16 protein-coding genes and 2 pseudogenes are annotated in these 17,265 nt (G+C 43.7%); 6 read left to right on the forward strand and 12 right to left on the reverse strand.

From position 1 onward, the window contains the following. Nucleotides 1–104 precede the first annotated feature (104 nt). From EAE30_RS13845 to EAE30_RS13855, 3 genes are all read left to right on the forward strand, one after another. Nucleotides 105–839, forward strand: coding sequence for a WYL domain-containing protein (locus EAE30_RS13845; protein WP_123016453.1), 735 nt, complete (start codon nt 105–107; stop codon nt 837–839). Nucleotides 840–906: 67 nt separating this feature from the next. After that, complete coding sequence (locus tag EAE30_RS13850; RefSeq protein ID WP_123016454.1) at nt 907–1,239, forward strand: hypothetical protein; 333 nt, start codon at nt 907–909, stop codon at nt 1,237–1,239. A 47-nt stretch (nt 1,240–1,286) separates the two neighbouring features. Next, nucleotides 1,287–1,514 (forward strand): hypothetical protein, encoded by a 228-nt coding sequence (locus tag EAE30_RS13855; protein WP_123016455.1) that lies wholly within the window; start codon nt 1,287–1,289, stop codon nt 1,512–1,514. A gap of 294 nt (nt 1,515–1,808) precedes the next feature. Here EAE30_RS13855 and EAE30_RS13865 read toward each other — a convergent pair whose 3' ends face one another. From EAE30_RS13865 to norR, 3 genes are all read right to left on the reverse strand, one after another. After that, entirely contained in the window at nt 1,809–2,357 is a 549-nt protein-coding gene (locus EAE30_RS13865) for a class I SAM-dependent methyltransferase (protein ID WP_199287054.1), read from the reverse strand. A gap of 136 nt (nt 2,358–2,493) precedes the next feature. Continuing rightward, on the reverse strand, nt 2,494–3,804 hold the full coding sequence (hmpA, locus tag EAE30_RS13870; protein WP_199287055.1) for an NO-inducible flavohemoprotein: 1,311 nt from the start codon (nt 3,802–3,804) through the stop codon (nt 2,494–2,496). A 211-nt stretch (nt 3,805–4,015) separates the two neighbouring features. Next, the gene (gene norR / locus EAE30_RS13875; protein WP_164711868.1) at nt 4,016–5,566 is read right to left on the reverse strand and encodes a nitric oxide reductase transcriptional regulator NorR; all 1,551 of its coding nucleotides are present in this window, start codon (nt 5,564–5,566) and stop codon (nt 4,016–4,018) included. 219 nt (nt 5,567–5,785) lie between these two features. Here norR and norV point away from each other — a divergent pair, with 219 nt between their 5' ends. From norV to EAE30_RS13890, 3 genes are read left to right on the forward strand one after another with little or no spacing between them, the layout of a single operon-like run. Continuing rightward, the gene (gene norV / locus EAE30_RS13880; protein WP_123016458.1) at nt 5,786–7,279 is read left to right on the forward strand and encodes an anaerobic nitric oxide reductase flavorubredoxin; all 1,494 of its coding nucleotides are present in this window, start codon (nt 5,786–5,788) and stop codon (nt 7,277–7,279) included. A 10-nt stretch (nt 7,280–7,289) separates the two neighbouring features. Further along, the gene (norW, locus tag EAE30_RS13885; RefSeq protein WP_123016459.1) at nt 7,290–8,432 is read left to right on the forward strand and encodes an NADH:flavorubredoxin reductase NorW; all 1,143 of its coding nucleotides are present in this window, start codon (nt 7,290–7,292) and stop codon (nt 8,430–8,432) included. Between the two features lie 57 nt (nt 8,433–8,489). Next, nucleotides 8,490–8,828 (forward strand): TehB family protein, encoded by a 339-nt coding sequence (locus EAE30_RS13890; RefSeq protein WP_123016460.1) that lies wholly within the window; start codon nt 8,490–8,492, stop codon nt 8,826–8,828. Between the two features lie 419 nt (nt 8,829–9,247). Here EAE30_RS13890 and EAE30_RS13895 read toward each other — a convergent pair. The 9 genes and pseudogenes from EAE30_RS13895 to EAE30_RS13940 all read right to left on the reverse strand — a co-directional run. Continuing rightward, nucleotides 9,248–9,442, reverse strand: a pseudogene (locus EAE30_RS13895) (RNase H family protein); the annotation flags it as partial. Nucleotides 9,443–9,548: 106 nt separating this feature from the next. After that, nucleotides 9,549–9,800: a bacteriocin immunity protein gene (locus EAE30_RS13900; protein ID WP_123016461.1), complete on the reverse strand. Its 252-nt coding sequence runs from the start codon at nt 9,798–9,800 to the stop codon at nt 9,549–9,551. Between the two features lie 72 nt (nt 9,801–9,872). Continuing rightward, complete coding sequence (locus EAE30_RS13905) at nt 9,873–10,115, reverse strand: DUF7683 domain-containing protein (protein ID WP_019827560.1); 243 nt, start codon at nt 10,113–10,115, stop codon at nt 9,873–9,875. Next, a pseudogene (locus EAE30_RS13910) lies at nt 10,115–11,083 on the reverse strand (colicin E3/pyocin S6 family cytotoxin); the annotation flags it as partial. The pseudogene EAE30_RS13910 and the gene EAE30_RS13905, both read right to left, overlap by 1 nt. A gap of 22 nt (nt 11,084–11,105) precedes the next feature. Next, nucleotides 11,106–12,659 carry an IS66 family transposase gene (tnpC, locus tag EAE30_RS13915; RefSeq protein ID WP_123014139.1) on the reverse strand — a complete coding sequence of 518 codons (1,554 nt, stop codon included), beginning with the start codon at nt 12,657–12,659 and terminating at the stop codon, nt 11,106–11,108. Nucleotides 12,660–12,718: 59 nt separating this feature from the next. Continuing rightward, nucleotides 12,719–13,072 carry an IS66 family insertion sequence element accessory protein TnpB gene (tnpB, locus tag EAE30_RS13920; RefSeq protein ID WP_164711751.1) on the reverse strand — a complete coding sequence of 118 codons (354 nt, stop codon included), beginning with the start codon at nt 13,070–13,072 and terminating at the stop codon, nt 12,719–12,721. Next, on the reverse strand, nt 13,069–13,389 hold the full coding sequence (tnpA, locus tag EAE30_RS13925) for an IS66 family insertion sequence element accessory protein TnpA (protein ID WP_123014138.1): 321 nt from the start codon (nt 13,387–13,389) through the stop codon (nt 13,069–13,071). The genes tnpB and tnpA overlap by 4 nt, the downstream gene beginning before the upstream one ends. Before the next feature lie 787 nt (nt 13,390–14,176). Further along, nucleotides 14,177–14,578, reverse strand: a complete 402-nt coding sequence (locus EAE30_RS13935) for a hypothetical protein (protein ID WP_123016463.1) — start codon at nt 14,576–14,578, stop codon at nt 14,177–14,179. Then, nucleotides 14,571–17,123 (reverse strand): LysM peptidoglycan-binding domain-containing protein, encoded by a 2,553-nt coding sequence (locus tag EAE30_RS13940; protein WP_123016464.1) that lies wholly within the window; start codon nt 17,121–17,123, stop codon nt 14,571–14,573. Before EAE30_RS13940 ends, EAE30_RS13935 begins: the two co-directional genes overlap by 8 nt. Nucleotides 17,124–17,265: the final 142 nt, after the last annotated feature.

Here is a 17,265-nt window from a genome sequence, read left to right on the forward strand (position 1 = left end):
ATGCTGTTTTCACCGTTGGACATTATGTGTCTGACCCACCTCTATTCTCCCGACATTAAATGTCCGACTCCGGTGTGGAGCTTTGATGTATTGAGAGCGTAGTCATGAGCAATAAAACCAGCATTGAAGGGTTATCCGCTTTGCTGCACACGCTGATGCTTATTCCTCAACATCGATGGATTACCGTTAGGGAGTTGCAGCAGCAGTTAGCCCTACTTGATATCCACCGCACCACGCGCAGCATTAAACGCTACCTCGATGACATCATTGTGGACGTGTTTAACGTCGAGTGTGATTCGATGAGCATGCCCCATGTTTATCGAAAAACCTCAGAGCAATTACTGAAGCTCAACAAGCAGGAAATGCTCTATTGGCAACTGACCAACAAGTACTTACTACCGCTGGTTCCTGATGCACTGAATCATGGACAAGGGTCCTCCTCGGAGAGAGACAAACCCTTGTCACAAAAGGGTTCAGCACATTCAAAAGAGCACGCATGGTTAGCCAAAGTACATGTGGCATTACCCACTATTCGCGAGTGGAGTGACGAGCAACGGCACGTGTTAAATGCGATACACACGGCATTACTGCACAACCGTATGCTCAAGATATCGAGCCAAGTATTGCAGCAAGAGAAGGCGCTCATCGAGCCACTGGGACTCTCGGTTCAGTGTGACGCGCTCTTGCTGCTCTTTCGATTATCCGGTCAACACACGATACGCACCCTCGCCTTGCCTTTGATTGATGAGGCCAGTGTATCGACGTTTTCTTTTACCTATCCCACTGATTTCAATCTTGAGCGGTTCATGAGTGAACACGATGGAGTCAGTGCATCCTGAATTTTACTCACCGATAAGGAGAGCACCGTTATGACATTAATCAACACCCTATCTCCGATACGCCGCTATGAGCGTACTGTTTATCGGACTCACCGCTTGTGGCGACCAAGAAGAGACTCAAGCAGCAACAGCAGATATTGAAGTGTCGATATCGACTAACTCGCATTGGGGAACATTGGTTTTTGACCTGCAAGCCATCACCGACAGCACCGTAATTAGCGATGTGGTGATTAACCGTGGCAACTGCCGATTACCCGCAGGCACAGCCTCAGAGCTCTCAAGAAACGTTTCATTGCAGTTCGGCCAAACCTACACCGGATACAGCAACAACTGCACCGTAGACAACGTGAAAGAAATCGAAGTCACCTCCAGTGCTGGCACCTTTGTCTACACCTTCTAATGTCCAATTCCCAAATAACACACTCAACCAACTCGTAAGGATAAACTATGAACAAGTCATCTCTACTCATCACAGCAGCGTTAGTTTTCTCAACCTCTTCCGCGTTTGCTGGTGGAACACTGGGCGCCACCCCATCCGCAGATTCGGGAGCCGTCAACACCAGTGTGGGCAAATGCACTCAATACAAAATGGATGTGAAAGCGGCGCAACAGGAAGGCAAGGATGTATCGACCATCACCGTTCCTGAAGGCTGTGACGCAATCAAAGAAAAGTAATACCACCAGCAACGATAAAAAATGACAATGGGGAGCAATCACGCTCCCCATTTTTTTGCTTCTATACACAAGCGGCACAATCAATAAGCCATCCTTCTAAACTCGTTTTTGGACAGAAATAAGTTAGAAAATTTTGTCTTTAAAAATTATCTAACAAAATTGCGCCTCCCCATTATGAGTAAAAAATCAATATCCTAGCATTTTTATTGGTTCATTTTTCCTTGTATTCATTAATTAAAATGAGAAAGTGTTCCTATCCCTACTTCGATCATCATACTTAATTAGATAGCTAGTTCAGGGCTTCAGGCAAGAACTTAAGATATAATGATCGGGACAACCATCTCGATCAAAGTTAACAATTTCAAACCCAGCATCTTTCACTTCTTGTATCGCCATTTCGGGGGTCACACGCGCATTTGAGCCTTTAAAATCCACGATCACTACGCGGGCCTCTGGTGTAATTTGTTCTTTCAATTTAGCAAGGAATGTCGCTCTATCTCTGATAAATCGATAGCTATTAGCGAGAAACACGGTGTCCACACCTTCTGGAATATTAGGATTATCGGCGGTGCATGATCGACAGCTAATTCGAGGCACTTCGGTAAATCTACTTTCTAAATAAGCAACCATATTAGCTTCGAGATCGATAGCGTATATATGACCAACGTCGGTTCTCGACACAAATTGCTGGCAAAAGTAACCCGTTCCAGCGCCAACATCTGCGATCACCTCATTCTGCTTAATATCCAGTGTTGCCAGAATATGGTCCGTATTTTGCCATTGCTGTCGGTTCTCACCGTCAAATATAAAGGCTAATTTCTCAGGCTCAGCAAAACTTACCATTTTTTTTCTCTCTATTCGTGTGTACATACCCAAGCAAATTCAAAGAGTGAAACTCAGGTCTTGAAGTCACTTGGGTCTTTATAATCAATACGGAATTACCCCGGCGTCCCAAGGCTCGGCTGGAAAATCGAATGTACTAAAAACCTCCGGTCCCGAATGTTTCAGCATGTATGTGTTCCTCTTTTACGCCAAGTCCGCGCAGTTCTTCAAAATACCGCTTCATAAACCCTCGAGGGCCACAGATGTAATAATCCATTCGAGTTGGATCCTCAGGCAATAAGTCGTCTAACTTAAACGGCCCTGGTTGTATATCACTTTGAAAATTAGCACTTTCATCGTAAAAATAATTCACTTTCATGCCTCGGCTTGCAAAGTCATCCGTCACATCTTTAAATGCGTGTACGCGTGAATTTTTTGCACTATGTATAAAGTGCACCTGAGATAGGGCGTTGATTCGATCAAGATGTTCGCTCATCGACATCATCGGGGTGATCCCCACTCCGCCACTGATCATTACAATGGGACGAGGTAACTGCTCTGCCAAGACAAAGTCCCCAAATGGTGCAGAGACATCAATGACATCGCCAACTTCAACCTGTGTATGCATCAGGTTAGAAATCACACCTTGAGGCTTATCAGCAGTGTCGGATTCTCTTTTTATCGAGATTCGTAGCGTCTGTTTCCCTGGCGCCTGAGATAAACTGTATTGGCGAGGTTGATATATGCCCTTATCCTCTACATATAATCGCACGGAGACATATTGACCAGGCTTAAAATGAGGAAGGGAACCTTGATCATTGGGCTCCAGATAGAAGGAAGAAATTTCGCTACTTTCTTGTGTTTTTTTCGTTACTTTAAAAGGTCGCCAGCCTGACCAGCCAGCATTATTCGCTACGGAGTTTTGGTAGAGACCTGACTCTACGCTGATAAAAATATCGGCTAATTGTTGATATGCGGCAGCCCATGCATCAATGAGTTCATCGCTGGCAGCATCGCCTAACACTTCCTTGATCGAACCTAACAGGTGTTTACCGACAATACTATATTGTTCAGCACGGATACCAAGACTCGTGTGTTTATGTGCGATACGTTCAACTACGGGGAGCAACACAGAAGGGTTGTTAATATTGTCAGCGTATGCAAGTACAGCCATCGCTAATGCTTGTTGCTGCGCTCCCTGCGCCTGATTTGCTTGATTGAAAATGTGTTTTAGTTCGGGATTATGTGTGAGCATGCGATGGTAAAAATGCGAAGTTAAGGCAACCCCACTTTCACGTAAAACGGGAACCGTATTCGAAACTAGTGCCTTTTGCAGGTCGTTCATAATATCTCTCTTTCGATAATTGAAATTACGATCAAAAAGTAATTTCTGACTGACTAAGTCCAGTTCATTATCTGTACCCTTTTCGGATAACAGATAATTTCTATGATTATTAGAGCCGTTCATCCGCGCCTAGTAGCTTGTATGACGACGGATACTACATAGCATTAATTATGCCATGGGATTAACTTATTGATTTATCAACAATTAGTCATCAATAAGAATTTCTAATTATCAAAAAGAGCATATTTCAAATACTCATTATGACAATATTATTGTCATAATGAGTATTTGAAAAAAGGGCTGACAACTTTTGGAGAATCCAATTCTCTTGTTGCTATTTCAGGTTCAGGCGTTTCATCAATCGATGTAAGTTGGGAGAATTAACTTTTAACTGCTTGGCTGCGGCACTAAGATTTTTATCGTTTTCCAGATAGGCTCTTTGTACAAATTGGGTCTGAAAACGCTCGACAGCCTCTTTTAGTCCCAATTCTCGGTATTCGGTCATACCACTTTCTGTCTGTGTGTCTGGTTCATAGTCAATTGGCTGTGGAGACGTTGCTTCCCCAGATAAGTAAAAATACTGTGGCAGTAATAATATTTGCTCTGACTGACTGTCAGACTTTGCTATTACAGAAGCCCTGTTTATCGCATGTTCCAGTTCACGTACATTACCAGGCCAGGTGTAAGTCTGGAGAAGACTCAATGTTGCTCCACTCAGGCTGACATTTGTGACACCGAACTTATGTGCGCATCTCTCGGCAAAAAAACCAGCGAGCAGAGTGATATCTTTATCTCGTTCTCTTAATGGCGGAACAAATATGGGGAAGACACTCAAACGGTGATACAGGTCGGCTCTGAAGTTCCCTTTTTTTACTTCTTCGTGCATTACTCGGTTGGTCGCAGCAATAATGCGCACGTTTACCTTAATATTTTTATCATCACCTACTCGTTGTATATCGCCATACTGGAGAGCCCTCAGCAATTTAGCTTGCAACGGCAGTGACAGTTCACCAATTTCATCCAGAAAAAGCGTTCCCTTATCTGCCAGCTCAAACTTACCTTTACGATGACTAATGGCTCCGGTAAAGGCCCCTTTGACATGTCCGAATAATTCACTTTCAGCAACAGACTCCGGAAGCGCAGCACAATTCAGATAAACGAGTGTATTCTCAGAACGTTTGGATTGAGCATGAAGTGCGTTGGCCACAAGTTCTTTTCCCACACCTGTTTCTCCCATAATAAGTACGGAAAGATCGGTATCGGCAACGGCATCAATTTGTGATTTTAAATCCAGCATGGCCGGAGACTGGCCAATGATTTCTCCAAGCTGAATAAATTTTCCCGACGGCCTCGTCTGATTAACATTCACACCTGAAGTTCTTTCCAATTGCTCCATCAACAGTGCGGTATTCAGGCTACTGGCGGCCAATGCACTGATAATACGCAGATCATCATCTTCAAAATTATCAAATTGAGTCGAATCAAATGCATCGATGGTCACTGCGCCGAGTAGGCGATCATCAAATAAAAGCGGCAGACCTATACAGGAGTGCACTTTGAGTTCTTCTGCATGATTAGGAATAAGGCCATCATAAGGGTCAGGCAAATCGCTATCCGAAGGAAAACGAACTATATCACCAGCCCGTGCTATGGCTTCAAGTCTTGGGTGTTGCTCGATGTTAAAGCGACGCCCAAGTACATCAACACTCAATCCGTTTATCGCCAAAGGTACAAACTGTTGATCGCGAAAGAGCAGCAAAGCAGAAGCGTCGCATCTCAATGTATTCCTAATCGTAGAAAGCAACCGATCAAATCTGTCCTGATGAGAAATACCGGAAGTAATATCCAGAGCTACCTGAACCCACTCTTTTCCTACCTGGTCCATAACCATCACTCATTGCACCCCATAACAACTATCTAAGTAAAACTCCAATTTACCATAATGATAATTTATTTGTCAGAATGACAAAAACAAAAGCAGTATCAAAATGATAATCATAGGTAGAAAAAAGTCCTATCTAACTGTTATTTAAGCAATAAATAATATTGGCACGCCTCATGCTCTTTGAAGACAAACATCACATTTAATTTGAGGTAAGAAAGAATGACGATACATGTAAAAAATAACATTCATTGGGTTGGTCAACGTGATTGGGAAGTTCAGGACTTTCACGGTACCGAATACAAAATAACAAAAGGCACCAGTTACAATAGTTACCTTATCCGCGAAGAGAAAACCGTATTGATCGATACTGTGGATCATCGGTTCAGTCAGCAATTTATTCAAAACCTAGAAATGGAAATCGACCTTAAGTCGATAGATTTCATTGTGATTAACCACGCAGAAGAAGACCATTCTGGGGCGTTGTCAGCGTTAATGGCGAAAATCCCAAATACCCCAATCTATTGTACCGAAGCGGCAATCGATTCGATTGTTGGTCACCACCATCATCCGGAATGGAATTTCAACACGGTAAAAACAGGTGACAAGATTGATATTGGTAACGGCAAGCAACTGGTCTTTGTGGAAGCGCCAATGCTTCACTGGCCAGACAGTATGATGACTTATCTGACAGGTGATGCCGTGTTATTTAGTAATGACGCATTTGGTCAGCATTACTGCGATGAACGTTTATTTAACGATGAAGTGGACCAAAACGAGTTAATGGAACAATGCTTACGTTACTACTCAAACATCCTGACACCATTCAGTAGCCTAGTGACTGCGAAAATTAAAGAGGTTCTGAGCTTCAATCTTCCTGTCGATATGATTGCGACGTCTCACGGCATTGTTTGGCGTGATAACCCGGTGCAAATCATTGATCAGTACCTGGAGTGGGCGGGTGACTATCAAGAAGATCGTATCACCATTTTCTACGATTCTATGTCGAATAATACGCGTATGATGGCGGATGCGATTGCACAGGGTATTCATGATGTGGACCCGGGTGTTGCAGTGAAAGTCTTTAATGTTTCTAAACATGATAAGAATGAAATACTGGCCAATGTATTCCGCTCAAAAGGTATTTTGGTTGGTTCTTCGACTATGAATAATGTGATGATGCCAAAAATTGCAGGCATGCTGGAAGAAATCACCGGTCTTCGCTTCAAAGCTAAGAAAGCCGCTGCTTTTGGCAGCTACGGTTGGAACGGTGGTGCAGTAGACCGTATTCATGCTCGTTTAACTGATGCAGGATTTGAAACCGCTGTGAGTCTGAAAGCCAAATGGCGACCTGATGGTAAGGCTATGCGCGAATGCCGTGAGCATGGTCAGAATATAGCTAAGTTATGGGCAAAGAAAACACTGTTAAATTCGGTTGTTGCGCCTGTCGTTGAACAGCCTCAAGTATTTCAACCGGTTGAACAAGTAGTACCAGACGCGGTAGTCAACGATCAGCCCGGCACTCAAAGCGCACAAGCACACTCTGCTGATTGCCAATGCATGGTATGTACTGTGTGTAACTGGGTATATGATCCTGCGAAAGGTGAGCCAAATCAATACATTGAGCCAGGAACTGTTTGGAGTGACGTTCCGGACTATTTCCTGTGCCCGGAATGTCACTTGGGTAAAGACGTATTTGTTGAATACAAGGGTTAAGGAGACTGCGATGCAAGCACCAATCGTCATTATTGGTAGTGGTTTTGCTGCTTACCAGTTAGTTAAAACTGTGCGTCGAATGGACGCACATATCCCGATTCAAGTATTTACTGCCGATGACGGAGCGGAATACAACAAACCAGACTTGAGCCATGTGTTCAGTAAAAAACAAACAGCTCTTGATTTAGTCGTGAAATACGGTGAAGAGTTCGCCCAAGAGCAGAATATTGAGCTGTTTGCCAACACTTTAATCGAAAATGTGGATACACGGGCGCAGCAAGTGATGGCAAATGGTCGTTCTTATGAGTATTCAAAATTAGTGTTTGCGACAGGAGCAAAAGCGTTTGTACCCCCTATGTCGGGTAATGCAAGTAATGAAGTTATTACGCTGAATTCATTACAAGAGTATCAATTAGCACAAGTAAAACTTAGCAGCGCGAAACGCGTATTAGTTGTAGGAGGTGGTTTGATCGGTGTTGAGATTGCCATGGATCTGGCAAGTGCGGGTAAAGCAGTGACGGTTGTTGAACCAAACCCGCACCTGTTAGCTAATCTTATCCCCGAATTCATTGCGTTACCACTAGAAAATCAGCTTAAACAGCAAGGCATTCAACTGGCGCTGGGTAATAGTGTCGCCGAGTTGAACTGTTCAGAGAACTCGTACGTTGCTACATTGACTAGTGGTCAAGTGATTGAATCAGACGTAGTGATATCTGCTGCCGGCTTACGTACAAATACCCAGTTAGCTATAGAGTCGGGAATTGAAGTAAACAAGGGCATCGCTGTTGATGCTCATCTACAGACTTCAGTTGCCAATGTTTACGCACTGGGCGATTGCGCTGAAATTCAGGGACGCCTGATGCCTTATCTTCAGCCGATCGTGTTAAGCGCCAATGTTCTGGGCAAGCAGCTATTAGGGCAAGATGCACAATTAGCACTTCCGCCTACGATGATAAAAGTGAAAACACCAAGTTATCCCATTCAGCTTGCGGGCAACTTTGACAATATTGTACTGTGGAATGTGCAGTTTTCTCAGTCTGGCATTGTGGCAAAAGCGGAAAATGAACGTAATCAAATGGCGGGTTTTATCGTAGCTGGCGAACAAATCACTCAAGCATTTTCACTGCTTCGTGAGTTGTCTCAAACGAAATAAAGCCCAGATGCTATAAGTATTAAACTGAATACGATTTAAATCAGAGAGGATATAACTATGTCACATCTACGTATTCCAAAAAATTGGACGATTCAACGCTCAACCCCTTTTTTCACTAAAGAGAATGTCCCTCAGGCACTACTTAATCATCACAATACAGCTAAAGGTGTATTTGGTCAGTTATGTGTGATGGAAGGTCAGGTGACTTACTACGGCTTTGCTGATGAAAACACCACTGAACCAGAAGCGGTCGTGGTTATTAACGCAGGACAATTTGCGACCAGCCCACCACAATATTGGCATCGAATTGAACTCAGTGATGATGCTCAGTTCAACATCAATTTCTGGTCAGAATCGAGTCAAAAACATCAACCCATGTATCACTCAAAATCTTAGTGATTATTGCCGGTTGAGCCTGACAACTAACATAACCCTATCTGTGTTTTGAAAATTACGACAACATGTTGATTACGCAATGTTGTGCTTGGAATCAGTCTCGCTCTGACAAAAACAGAGTGATTTATTTCTACTTTAGGAACAGAGCAATTTTGATCATTTAATTAATCGAATGTGTATAAGGAAAATGGCTAAAAGCATATTTATTCATTTTGAAAAATATGCTTTATCCTGTTCTAAAAGTTTGACACTGGTTGGCTGAATGATTTTTGGGAAAAAACTTGCTAAGAGAGCGGTTAGTCTCATGACCGCTCTCGCTTCCTCATCGCATCCACCTTCAGATATATGTTATCTAGAAAAACGCAAATAACGGGATAATAGCGGTTTGTTAGATTGAGCCTACAAATCGCATTATTACATCAATCGAATTCCCTTCTAGCAGCATCAACTGCTAGCGAGTCCGCTATCTCATTCCCTCTGACACCAGAATGCGCTCTAACCTTTTTGACTTCGACATCCTTGTCTGCGCGAAGCGCATCGACTGTCTGCCACAGGCGACTATTCTTAATCTGCTTTTTATCTGCTCTACGCCAGCCTTTCTTTTTCCAGCTATCACACTGTTTAAAGGCTGTGAAGCCATCACAGAAAAGTAATACCACCATTCTTTTTTTTGTATCAATACACCAGTTTGAAGGTATATGTTATCTGTTAAAAAGCGACTTAATCCTTAAAGCAAGGTAACCCCTGCGAAAAGCGCCATTCTTTGACGATTCTAACGATATTCTCTGGCGTTCCATCTTCAGGATTCTCTGGGTAATAAATCAGATCAGAGCCGTCTGGATGCCCTGTCATTTCTTCGAAATGTAAAACTGCATCGATATGTTCTTGTTCAGTAGCGTAATCTTCAACACAAATTCTATTAACCAATTGAAAAAACTCTGATTGATTGTACTCTGAGATATCATTTTTCATCTTATGAGTACCGATATTGTTTTAAATATAATTGTTCAAAAATAGATGTAAGAGTTAAACACTAAGTCATAGTTAACTTGTTCCAAGTTGATAGTCACATTGGGCGCTATAAAAACTCTCACCAATTATTGTCTCAATTGCCTTAACTTGATCAATCGAGATATCAAATCCACCGGCACCAGCTAAAAGAAACCGGAGATCATCGTCACTTAAATCTAGTACTTTTGAGACCTGATCAACATATGTACTTTGCACTTCGATTTCCGATACCAAAAGCTCACTTTTTTTGTCAAACGCTTCAACTACAACTTTCATTACTTTTCTACCTTTCGTGAAGGATCTACATCCTTTGTCTGTTCCCCTGTAATATGGTCAAACTCACCTAAGTGTTTTCCATTTTTTGTATATACCTCGACTTTTCCATGCTGAGAGTCCCACTCATAGATACGCCCCTTCCTGTCTTTCCAACGCTCTCTTAACTTGCCACCACCTTGCACTGCTGTTTTTTTCTTTGCTTTTATAGCATCTGGAAATGCAGGTAATGGCGGATTGCTTCTAGGCGCTGGAATGTATTTAATATCACCACTAGGCTTATTAAATACTAAGTATAAGGGGGACACGCCAGAATCCGCAGGGAAAGTCACAATATACTCAGCAAGCTCTTCCTCGGGATAGAGCGCTGTACCTATCTCTTGTTCATGCTCTTCAATCGGGCGCACCCAAATGTTGTGTACATCGAGCTGATCATTTTCGGGCAATACAGTATCAGGTGTCAGTACATCCGTTGAACCGTCCGGTGTCCATGTAATGGTAATCCCATTCTCTAGCTTAGCAACAAAGTGCTGTCCTTGTTGTACCGCCTTACGCTTCGCAACTCGCTCACCATAGACGCTACCCTCTCCCGTTTTGATGCCAACCACTTGCTGTTTACCATTTTCGTCCGTATACATATTGAAACGGACACGCATCGTCGTGGTGTCACCGGTCGCAAAATCTGGATTTCCGTCTAAGGTACCATCCGCAAGCTGAGACGGCCATAAGGCGGCCACTAGAAAGCCCCCCATTCGCGCAAAGCCTGCTAACGCTTCTCCTGAAATCGACCACGTACCTATCGTATTGGTCGTATTGCTACTGAGAATACCAAGGTTCGTTGCCGCGCCATTTGCGGGGATCGCAAGGAGTGCCGTTTTTCCATAGTCGGTGGCTTTAGAAGCCGTGGTGATGGTGGTTAAGTTCGTGACGGGCAATTCTTTCTCGAACAGACTATCGCTGTTTAGTAAGCGCCCCATGAACACACGGGGCGTTTTAGTGTGAGAAGTTCCACGGAAGAAGTGAGTCAATGTCGGGCTCTGCTTTCGCCAGCTCTTTCATGCACTTGACCATGTAATCGTAGAGAATGAGTCCATTGGCTTTAGCCGTCTCGATGATGCTATAGAGTAATGCGCTAGCATCGGCGCCTCTTGATGTGTTGGCGAAGAGCCAATTTTTTCGGCCAATGACCATCGATTTTATCGCACGCTCTGCTCGATTGTTGTCGATGGATACGTGCCCATCATCCACATAACGCACCAACTTTGGCCATTGACCCAAGGTGTATTTAATCGCTTTACCCAGTGGGCTGGATTCGAACACTTTCTGTGTCGTGAGCCATTGATACAGGTCGTCCAATATCGGTTTGGCGTGTGATTGTCTCTCTGACCAACGCTCTTCGGCTGACGACGGTTTTAAGTGAGCTTCAAGCGCATAAAGTTTTTGGATTTTCGCCAGCGCGATATCCACTTTTCCAGTCTTGCCTTTTCCCTGGAGCTTTTTTGCCTCCATGAACTTACGGCGAGCATGAGCGAAGCAACCGACGTTTGTCACTTGAGTGAGACCATCGTACGCCACATAACCATCGGTTTGCAGGTAACCCGAGTAATCGCCCAAGAAGTCCATTGGGCACGCTCTCGCGCGACTGTTTTGATAGTCGTACAAGACGATGTTTTTCATCTCCGGTAAACAAGCTTGCGGAGAGTCAGCTCCTGAGCAGTAAAGCCACATGTAACTGCGCTTCTCTTCTTGCAGCACATTCAATGGGGTTTCATCAGCATGCACCACCACTTGCTCAAGTAAGTGCGTTTTTAAGGCTTGGTACAAGGGTTGGAACTTCTCGCTCACTTGGATAACCCAGCGAGCCATAGTGGTTCTTGATAAGTCGATGCCCGATTGCGTGAACAAGGTTTCTTGTCGATACAGCGGCAAGGCGTACTGGTATTTACCTAAGATGATATGGGCCAGCAAGCTTTCTGTGGCGAAGCTTTTGGGGATGATGCTTTCGGGTACTGGCTGTTGGTGAACTGGGTTAGTCTCACTGTGTTGCTCACAATGACGGCACGCGTATTTAGGACGAACGTAGTCGATAACGTTGAGTATCGCAGGCGTGAACTCCAGTTTCTCGCTACGGTCTTCCCCGATTTGATGCAGAGAATGTTGGCAGCAAGGACACTGTTTATCGTGCTCGTCCAGGTCAAGAACCACGGTTTCGCGAGGTAAGTCTTTCGGTAATGGCTTGCGTTTACCACGGCGCTTTGTTGTGGTCGTCGTGGTCACCACGTCTTCGTCGACGTTCTCCGCTTCGCATTCCACTTCATTAAAGAAGTCGCCCTGAGCTTCGTTATACGGTTTTAACGCTTCAGAGCGCTTGGCGAACTGACGGTCAAGTGCCAGTTTGAACTGCTCAATCAAGGATTGGCGTTCTTGTTGCCATTGTGATTCTTTTTGCTGCCAAGCTTCTTGCTCAGACATCAACGCCTTCACCATCGCTTGAAGTTCCGCGATGTTTTGGCTGTCTGGATTGATGTCGGGGGTCGTCTTTTTCATGGTATTCATTGTACTGAATACCGATAAAAAAGGCTTGGTTTATCTGACTTTTATTGCCATTAACCCATTGTAAAACTGTCGATTTTTACCGATTTATGGCCGATTATTGTGAAGCCAGAAAGCAGTCTGTCGAGGTCAAATTGCGTTAAGGTCAACACCGTATTTTTCTCTTGCGTGGGCCACTTAAACTTGGCTTTTTCGAGGCGTTTATACCAGAGCGCATAACCCGTTTGGTCCCAATACAACACTTTTATTTTATCGCGTTGTTTATTGGTGAAGAGGAACAATGCCCCTGAGCCTAGCTCAAGGTCGGTGTCGGATTCAATCAACAGCGCCAGACCATTGATAGATTTTCTGAAATCGACAAACTCGCGGTATAAATACACCACTGGCGCGGTCATCATGCGCTTCATGACAAGGCTCCAATCAACTCAGCAAGATAGTGTGGTGGCGTGCCTTGAGGAATACTCAATTCGATGTTATTTACTATCAAAGTCATGTTGGCTACCGACGTCTGGGTCACCTTGCGACAGGTGGTTTTTTCAATAATTTCGGCCTTAACGAAGCCGCTCTGAGTTGGAGATGGGTTAACACTCAACTGCTGCCGCTTAGCGTAAAACGTCGATACGCTAATGTCGTGTTTTTGGCAAAAATCTTGTTGTGTAAGCGAACTGGCTTGGCATTGCTCAATCAGAGAAAGCCATTCTTGATCGGTGCGTCGTTTATTCATGTCACATCTCCTTTGGATTGGAGATGTGATCATAGAGTGGGCAAAGCCTGATTAGAATGTGGGGTTTGTGGTGCGCTTACGCTGTTTATCGCCTTAAACTGGGTTCCTGAGATAAGCGAATCAGAGTAATCATAATGCGTGTTCGCCAAGCAACTATAGGTGCAAGAGAAGTATTATTGCTTCCCATGATATTTACATCAATGATGTTATCGATTAAGAAACCTATCCACGAAAAGCGATTAATAACAAAACAGGGAGACCTGTTAGCCACACATTAGCCAATAGAGTCGACAGTCTATATATAGGATAATCAGAACCATAAATAGATTGGATGCTTTGACGCCACTCTTGAATCTCTTCCTTCGGTATTCGCCAACCGAACCTAAGCATGAGGTATGCGTACCATATGAAGCCCGCAGAGCTAGCGAATACCCACGATGCCATACTTTCCATGAGCAGTCTTGATCTATCTTGAAACTTGGTTGGAGCTGTTTCTGATATAGCCTTTATCATCTGGTATTTACGGCGTTTAAGCTTTACTGTTAAATATATACACATAGCCAGCCATGGAAAAAATGTAGGTAAAAAAAGAACAAAGCCTAACTTAATCATTACGTCAATCAAAGAGAAGTTCCTCTACATATGTTCCTGCTTCGTTTGAAAAATCAGTTCCGTACATTCCCCACATAAAAGCTCCACCTGCGATTAAAAGGATAGACCCCCTGCTACAGAAATAAGGCCCCAACCATAACCAATGACGCATCTCACAGCATCACTAGCATTATTTTTAACGAAACAGCAGACTTATCAAAACTATTGAGAGGCTTGCCAACGAGATATCCATGAAGCATGTCATAATAAAATAAGGTGGAAAATCTTTTCCCAATATAGACTTAATGCTTTTTCTCCAAAGATATATATCTGAATGAGAAATTTTCCAAGCATACCTGAGCATCACATACCCAAAGATCTCAAACGCAAAGCAACTCGCAGCAAGCCAAGATAAATTACTTTCCATCATCATTTTTGAACGTTCACGAAACCGATCTGGAGCACTATCTGAAATACTGTATATCAACGCATATTTATTTTTTCTAAACTTAATAGACAAATATATTAATAGCATCATCCATGGAAAAAAAGTAAGTAAAAAAACATATAAACTTACTTCAGGCACTTTATCAATCAAAGATCACTTCCTCTGCAAATTTGCCAACGTTATTCGATATGTCACTGCCATATAATCCCCAAAAGAGTGTTCCTCCTGCAACTAAAGCTATCGATAAGCCTCCTGTAACAGGAATAGCTGCTAAAGCGATACCTATCCGAATACCTGAAACAACATTTACAGCACCGGAAACGGTATTTTTTACCAAGCTACGGTTACAGGTTTCCTCAAACCAACCACTCGTATTGCATGTTTTGGCTACATCCATAGCATTACCATACAAGCCAGCCCCAATCACTAACCCATTGGCCACACCCAAAAATCGACTGAACGACATCGCTTGCTTATACAAACTTGTCATCTCAATCCCTGAGACCGCTTTAGAGAAATCTTTCGCGCGATACAATTGTCGCTTACCGACATTTAGGTAGTCATTAATGCGCTTAGCCTGAACATTTTTAATGTAGCCCGGTTTGCCAACCTCGGAGAGCATCGATTTCATCTCACTTTGAAATGCTCTCGCTTCTTTTCTCCATGCTTTATAGTCAGGGTTAGAATAAAGAGCCTGCCCTGATAAGCCTTTGGTTTTCTCTGCGATATAACGTGAATATTCTGCAAATGACTTCATTCGCTGGCTAAGCTTATCTCCTTGAACCTGAGCTCCCGCAACCACAGCACCCGCTCCGGCAACGATATCATTTAGGCTAAAATCACGAAGGCCTGATGATGCTGACTCATCTTGGTAAACATCTAGACCTGATGTCGCCGCAACAAGTAAAGCATTGGTGGCCGTTTCATGATGCTCTGCAAACCATTTCTTCTCTTCACTAGAAAGCTGCAAAAACTCAGTCATAAGTTCATTAGCTTGTTTGATAGCGAGCTCTTCATCTGGGTGTTTTTCTATCCATGGCGATACAACTAAAGGCATACCCTCAATAATCTGGCTAAAGCTACGTTTAAGATGAGGGTTTGACTTTAATACATGATCAATAATGCTTTTATCTTTCGATAGATACGTTTCTTGGGCAAAATCCTCCACACTCATTTTTTTATCAGCGAAGACAAGATACACATCATCGACGTCCTGAGGAGATATGCTGGCTAAGTTTGCCACAACGAGGTCATTATCCAAAACATTCTCACTACCGATAGGTTTAAGTGACGTTCCCTGAAAATCACCGTTGTAAGCATAGTGAGTGTTTGCAGCTTGATTGTATGTCTTGGGCTCCACTGGCGGTAAATCACGTTGAACTATTTTGGTACTATCAAGATCTACAGGCTCTTGAACCTTGAGCGTATCCCCGACTTTCAACGACATCGGGTCAGCGTTGTACTGTGGATTCAAATCCAGTAATTGTTTCGCCGACAAACCATATTGCTCTGCAATGGCTCCCCATGATTCTCGTTGGTTGGTTTTAGAATCCGTCCCAACAGTATGCATTTCTGGTTTATTCTCTGCTTTCTCTGTGTCCGCAGGCTGAATGGTTTGTCTTTCTGCGACAGGTTGCTTGGGCGCAGCAAGCAATTCGTTGATATCAAGTTTAATACCATGTTGAGCCAACCAGTCATCATTGAGGTTGTCGAGCTCTTCTCGGGTAATTGGCTGTTCAAGATAAATCAGATATTGATTTTCAACGTCTTTACCTTCGAGCTTCCAGTAAACCAGAATAGCACTTTGATAGATGTTGTAACCTTGCTCATCATTGAGCTGCTCGTGAGTGGAACGTGTCGCGTAGAAGGCCCACTTGCCATTTCCTAGCAGCTTGTACTCTTGAACTAAACGACCATTGTAGAAATGGTAGTAGTAGCCTTCTGTTGGTAGCCCCAAACGCTCACCAAGCTGCACGGAAGGAACAACGGGGATAAAGGCTTCTCGTACTATACCAGAGCCTATAGGCTTTACCTGCACAGTGTCGGGGACACTAATTCCCAAAGCATTGGAAGCCACTTTGGCGACCAATTTTTTCGGTTCATCAAAGGCGGTATGAGCGATATATTTGGTACCGTGCTCGGTTGCCTCCGTCTGCCAACGGCCAATCAGGGCTTCTTGTTGGGTTTTCGCCAGTTCAAACGCATACCCCACGCTTTTTCGAAACGTCTCATCGGAGCAAGCCACTTCAAAGCAATATTCGTATTGCAGCTTTGGTGGTGCATCTGAGGTATCGGGTTTTACGGGCTCAGGAACATAGGTTCCTTCAATGTTAGGCGCATAGCCCGCGGCGTTTTGAGTGGGCGTAGCACTGCCAGCCGCACCGCCTAACATTCTCGTTCTGGAAAGGTAGGCACTTTTCGCTTCTGGCGATAACACCTCTTGCCCTTCCGCCGACAAGCTCCATGATTTGCTCATGCCATCTCGGAGCATCACAGGCTTAGAAGGGGAATCCGTCAATAGTGCTAACTCACCACTTTTCAGCTTGTCCATAAAACTGGAATAGCTCATCCCCTGAGGGAGTGCTGAGCCTAACGCTCTTTCGTCCAACCTTCCAATATCACCTTCAACCTGACCGAACTCATATGCCATTAGTTCGGTTAACCGTACCACTCGATAACCCACAGTTAAATCCATCCGCTACTTTCAATGGACGTATTCTACCTAACCAGCGGGAGTTGCAGGATTTATAACCATAAGTTCAGTCTACCAATTGCAAACATTGTGATTTTTATTCACTGAATACAACCACGTTGATAATGACTTAATCATTAACCAA

The organism is Vibrio zhugei, assembly GCF_003716875.1.
Classification (GTDB): Bacteria; Pseudomonadota; Gammaproteobacteria; order Enterobacterales; family Vibrionaceae; genus Vibrio; species Vibrio zhugei.

Excerpts from the sequence above, each read along its gene's own strand:
- norW (WP_123016459.1), top strand. The coding sequence starts at position 7,290 with ATGCAAGCACCAATCGTCATTATTGGTAGTGGTTTTGCTGCTTACCAG.
- EAE30_RS13855 (WP_123016455.1), top strand. The coding sequence starts at position 1,287 with ATGAACAAGTCATCTCTACTCATCACAGCAGCGTTAGTTTTCTCAACC.
- tnpC (WP_123014139.1), bottom strand. The coding sequence starts at position 12,659 with ATGAAAAAGACGACCCCCGACATCAATCCAGACAGCCAAAACATCGCG.
- EAE30_RS13900 (WP_123016461.1), bottom strand. The coding sequence starts at position 9,800 with ATGAAAAATGATATCTCAGAGTACAATCAATCAGAGTTTTTTCAATTG.
- EAE30_RS13865 (WP_199287054.1), bottom strand. The coding sequence starts at position 2,357 with ATGGTAAGTTTTGCTGAGCCTGAGAAATTAGCCTTTATATTTGACGGT.
- EAE30_RS13905 (WP_019827560.1), bottom strand. The coding sequence starts at position 10,115 with ATGAAAGTTGTAGTTGAAGCGTTTGACAAAAAAAGTGAGCTTTTGGTA.
- hmpA (WP_199287055.1), bottom strand. The coding sequence starts at position 3,804 with ATGAACGGCTCTAATAATCATAGAAATTATCTGTTATCCGAAAAGGGT.
- EAE30_RS13850 (WP_123016454.1), top strand. The coding sequence starts at position 907 with ATGAGCGTACTGTTTATCGGACTCACCGCTTGTGGCGACCAAGAAGAG.
- EAE30_RS13940 (WP_123016464.1), bottom strand. The coding sequence starts at position 17,123 with ATGGATTTAACTGTGGGTTATCGAGTGGTACGGTTAACCGAACTAATG.
- tnpA (WP_123014138.1), bottom strand. The coding sequence starts at position 13,389 with ATGAATAAACGACGCACCGATCAAGAATGGCTTTCTCTGATTGAGCAA.
- tnpB (WP_164711751.1), bottom strand. The coding sequence starts at position 13,072 with ATGAAGCGCATGATGACCGCGCCAGTGGTGTATTTATACCGCGAGTTT.
- norR (WP_164711868.1), bottom strand. The coding sequence starts at position 5,566 with ATGGACCAGGTAGGAAAAGAGTGGGTTCAGGTAGCTCTGGATATTACT.
- EAE30_RS13890 (WP_123016460.1), top strand. The coding sequence starts at position 8,490 with ATGTCACATCTACGTATTCCAAAAAATTGGACGATTCAACGCTCAACC.
- norV (WP_123016458.1), top strand. The coding sequence starts at position 5,786 with ATGACGATACATGTAAAAAATAACATTCATTGGGTTGGTCAACGTGAT.
- EAE30_RS13845 (WP_123016453.1), top strand. The coding sequence starts at position 105 with ATGAGCAATAAAACCAGCATTGAAGGGTTATCCGCTTTGCTGCACACG.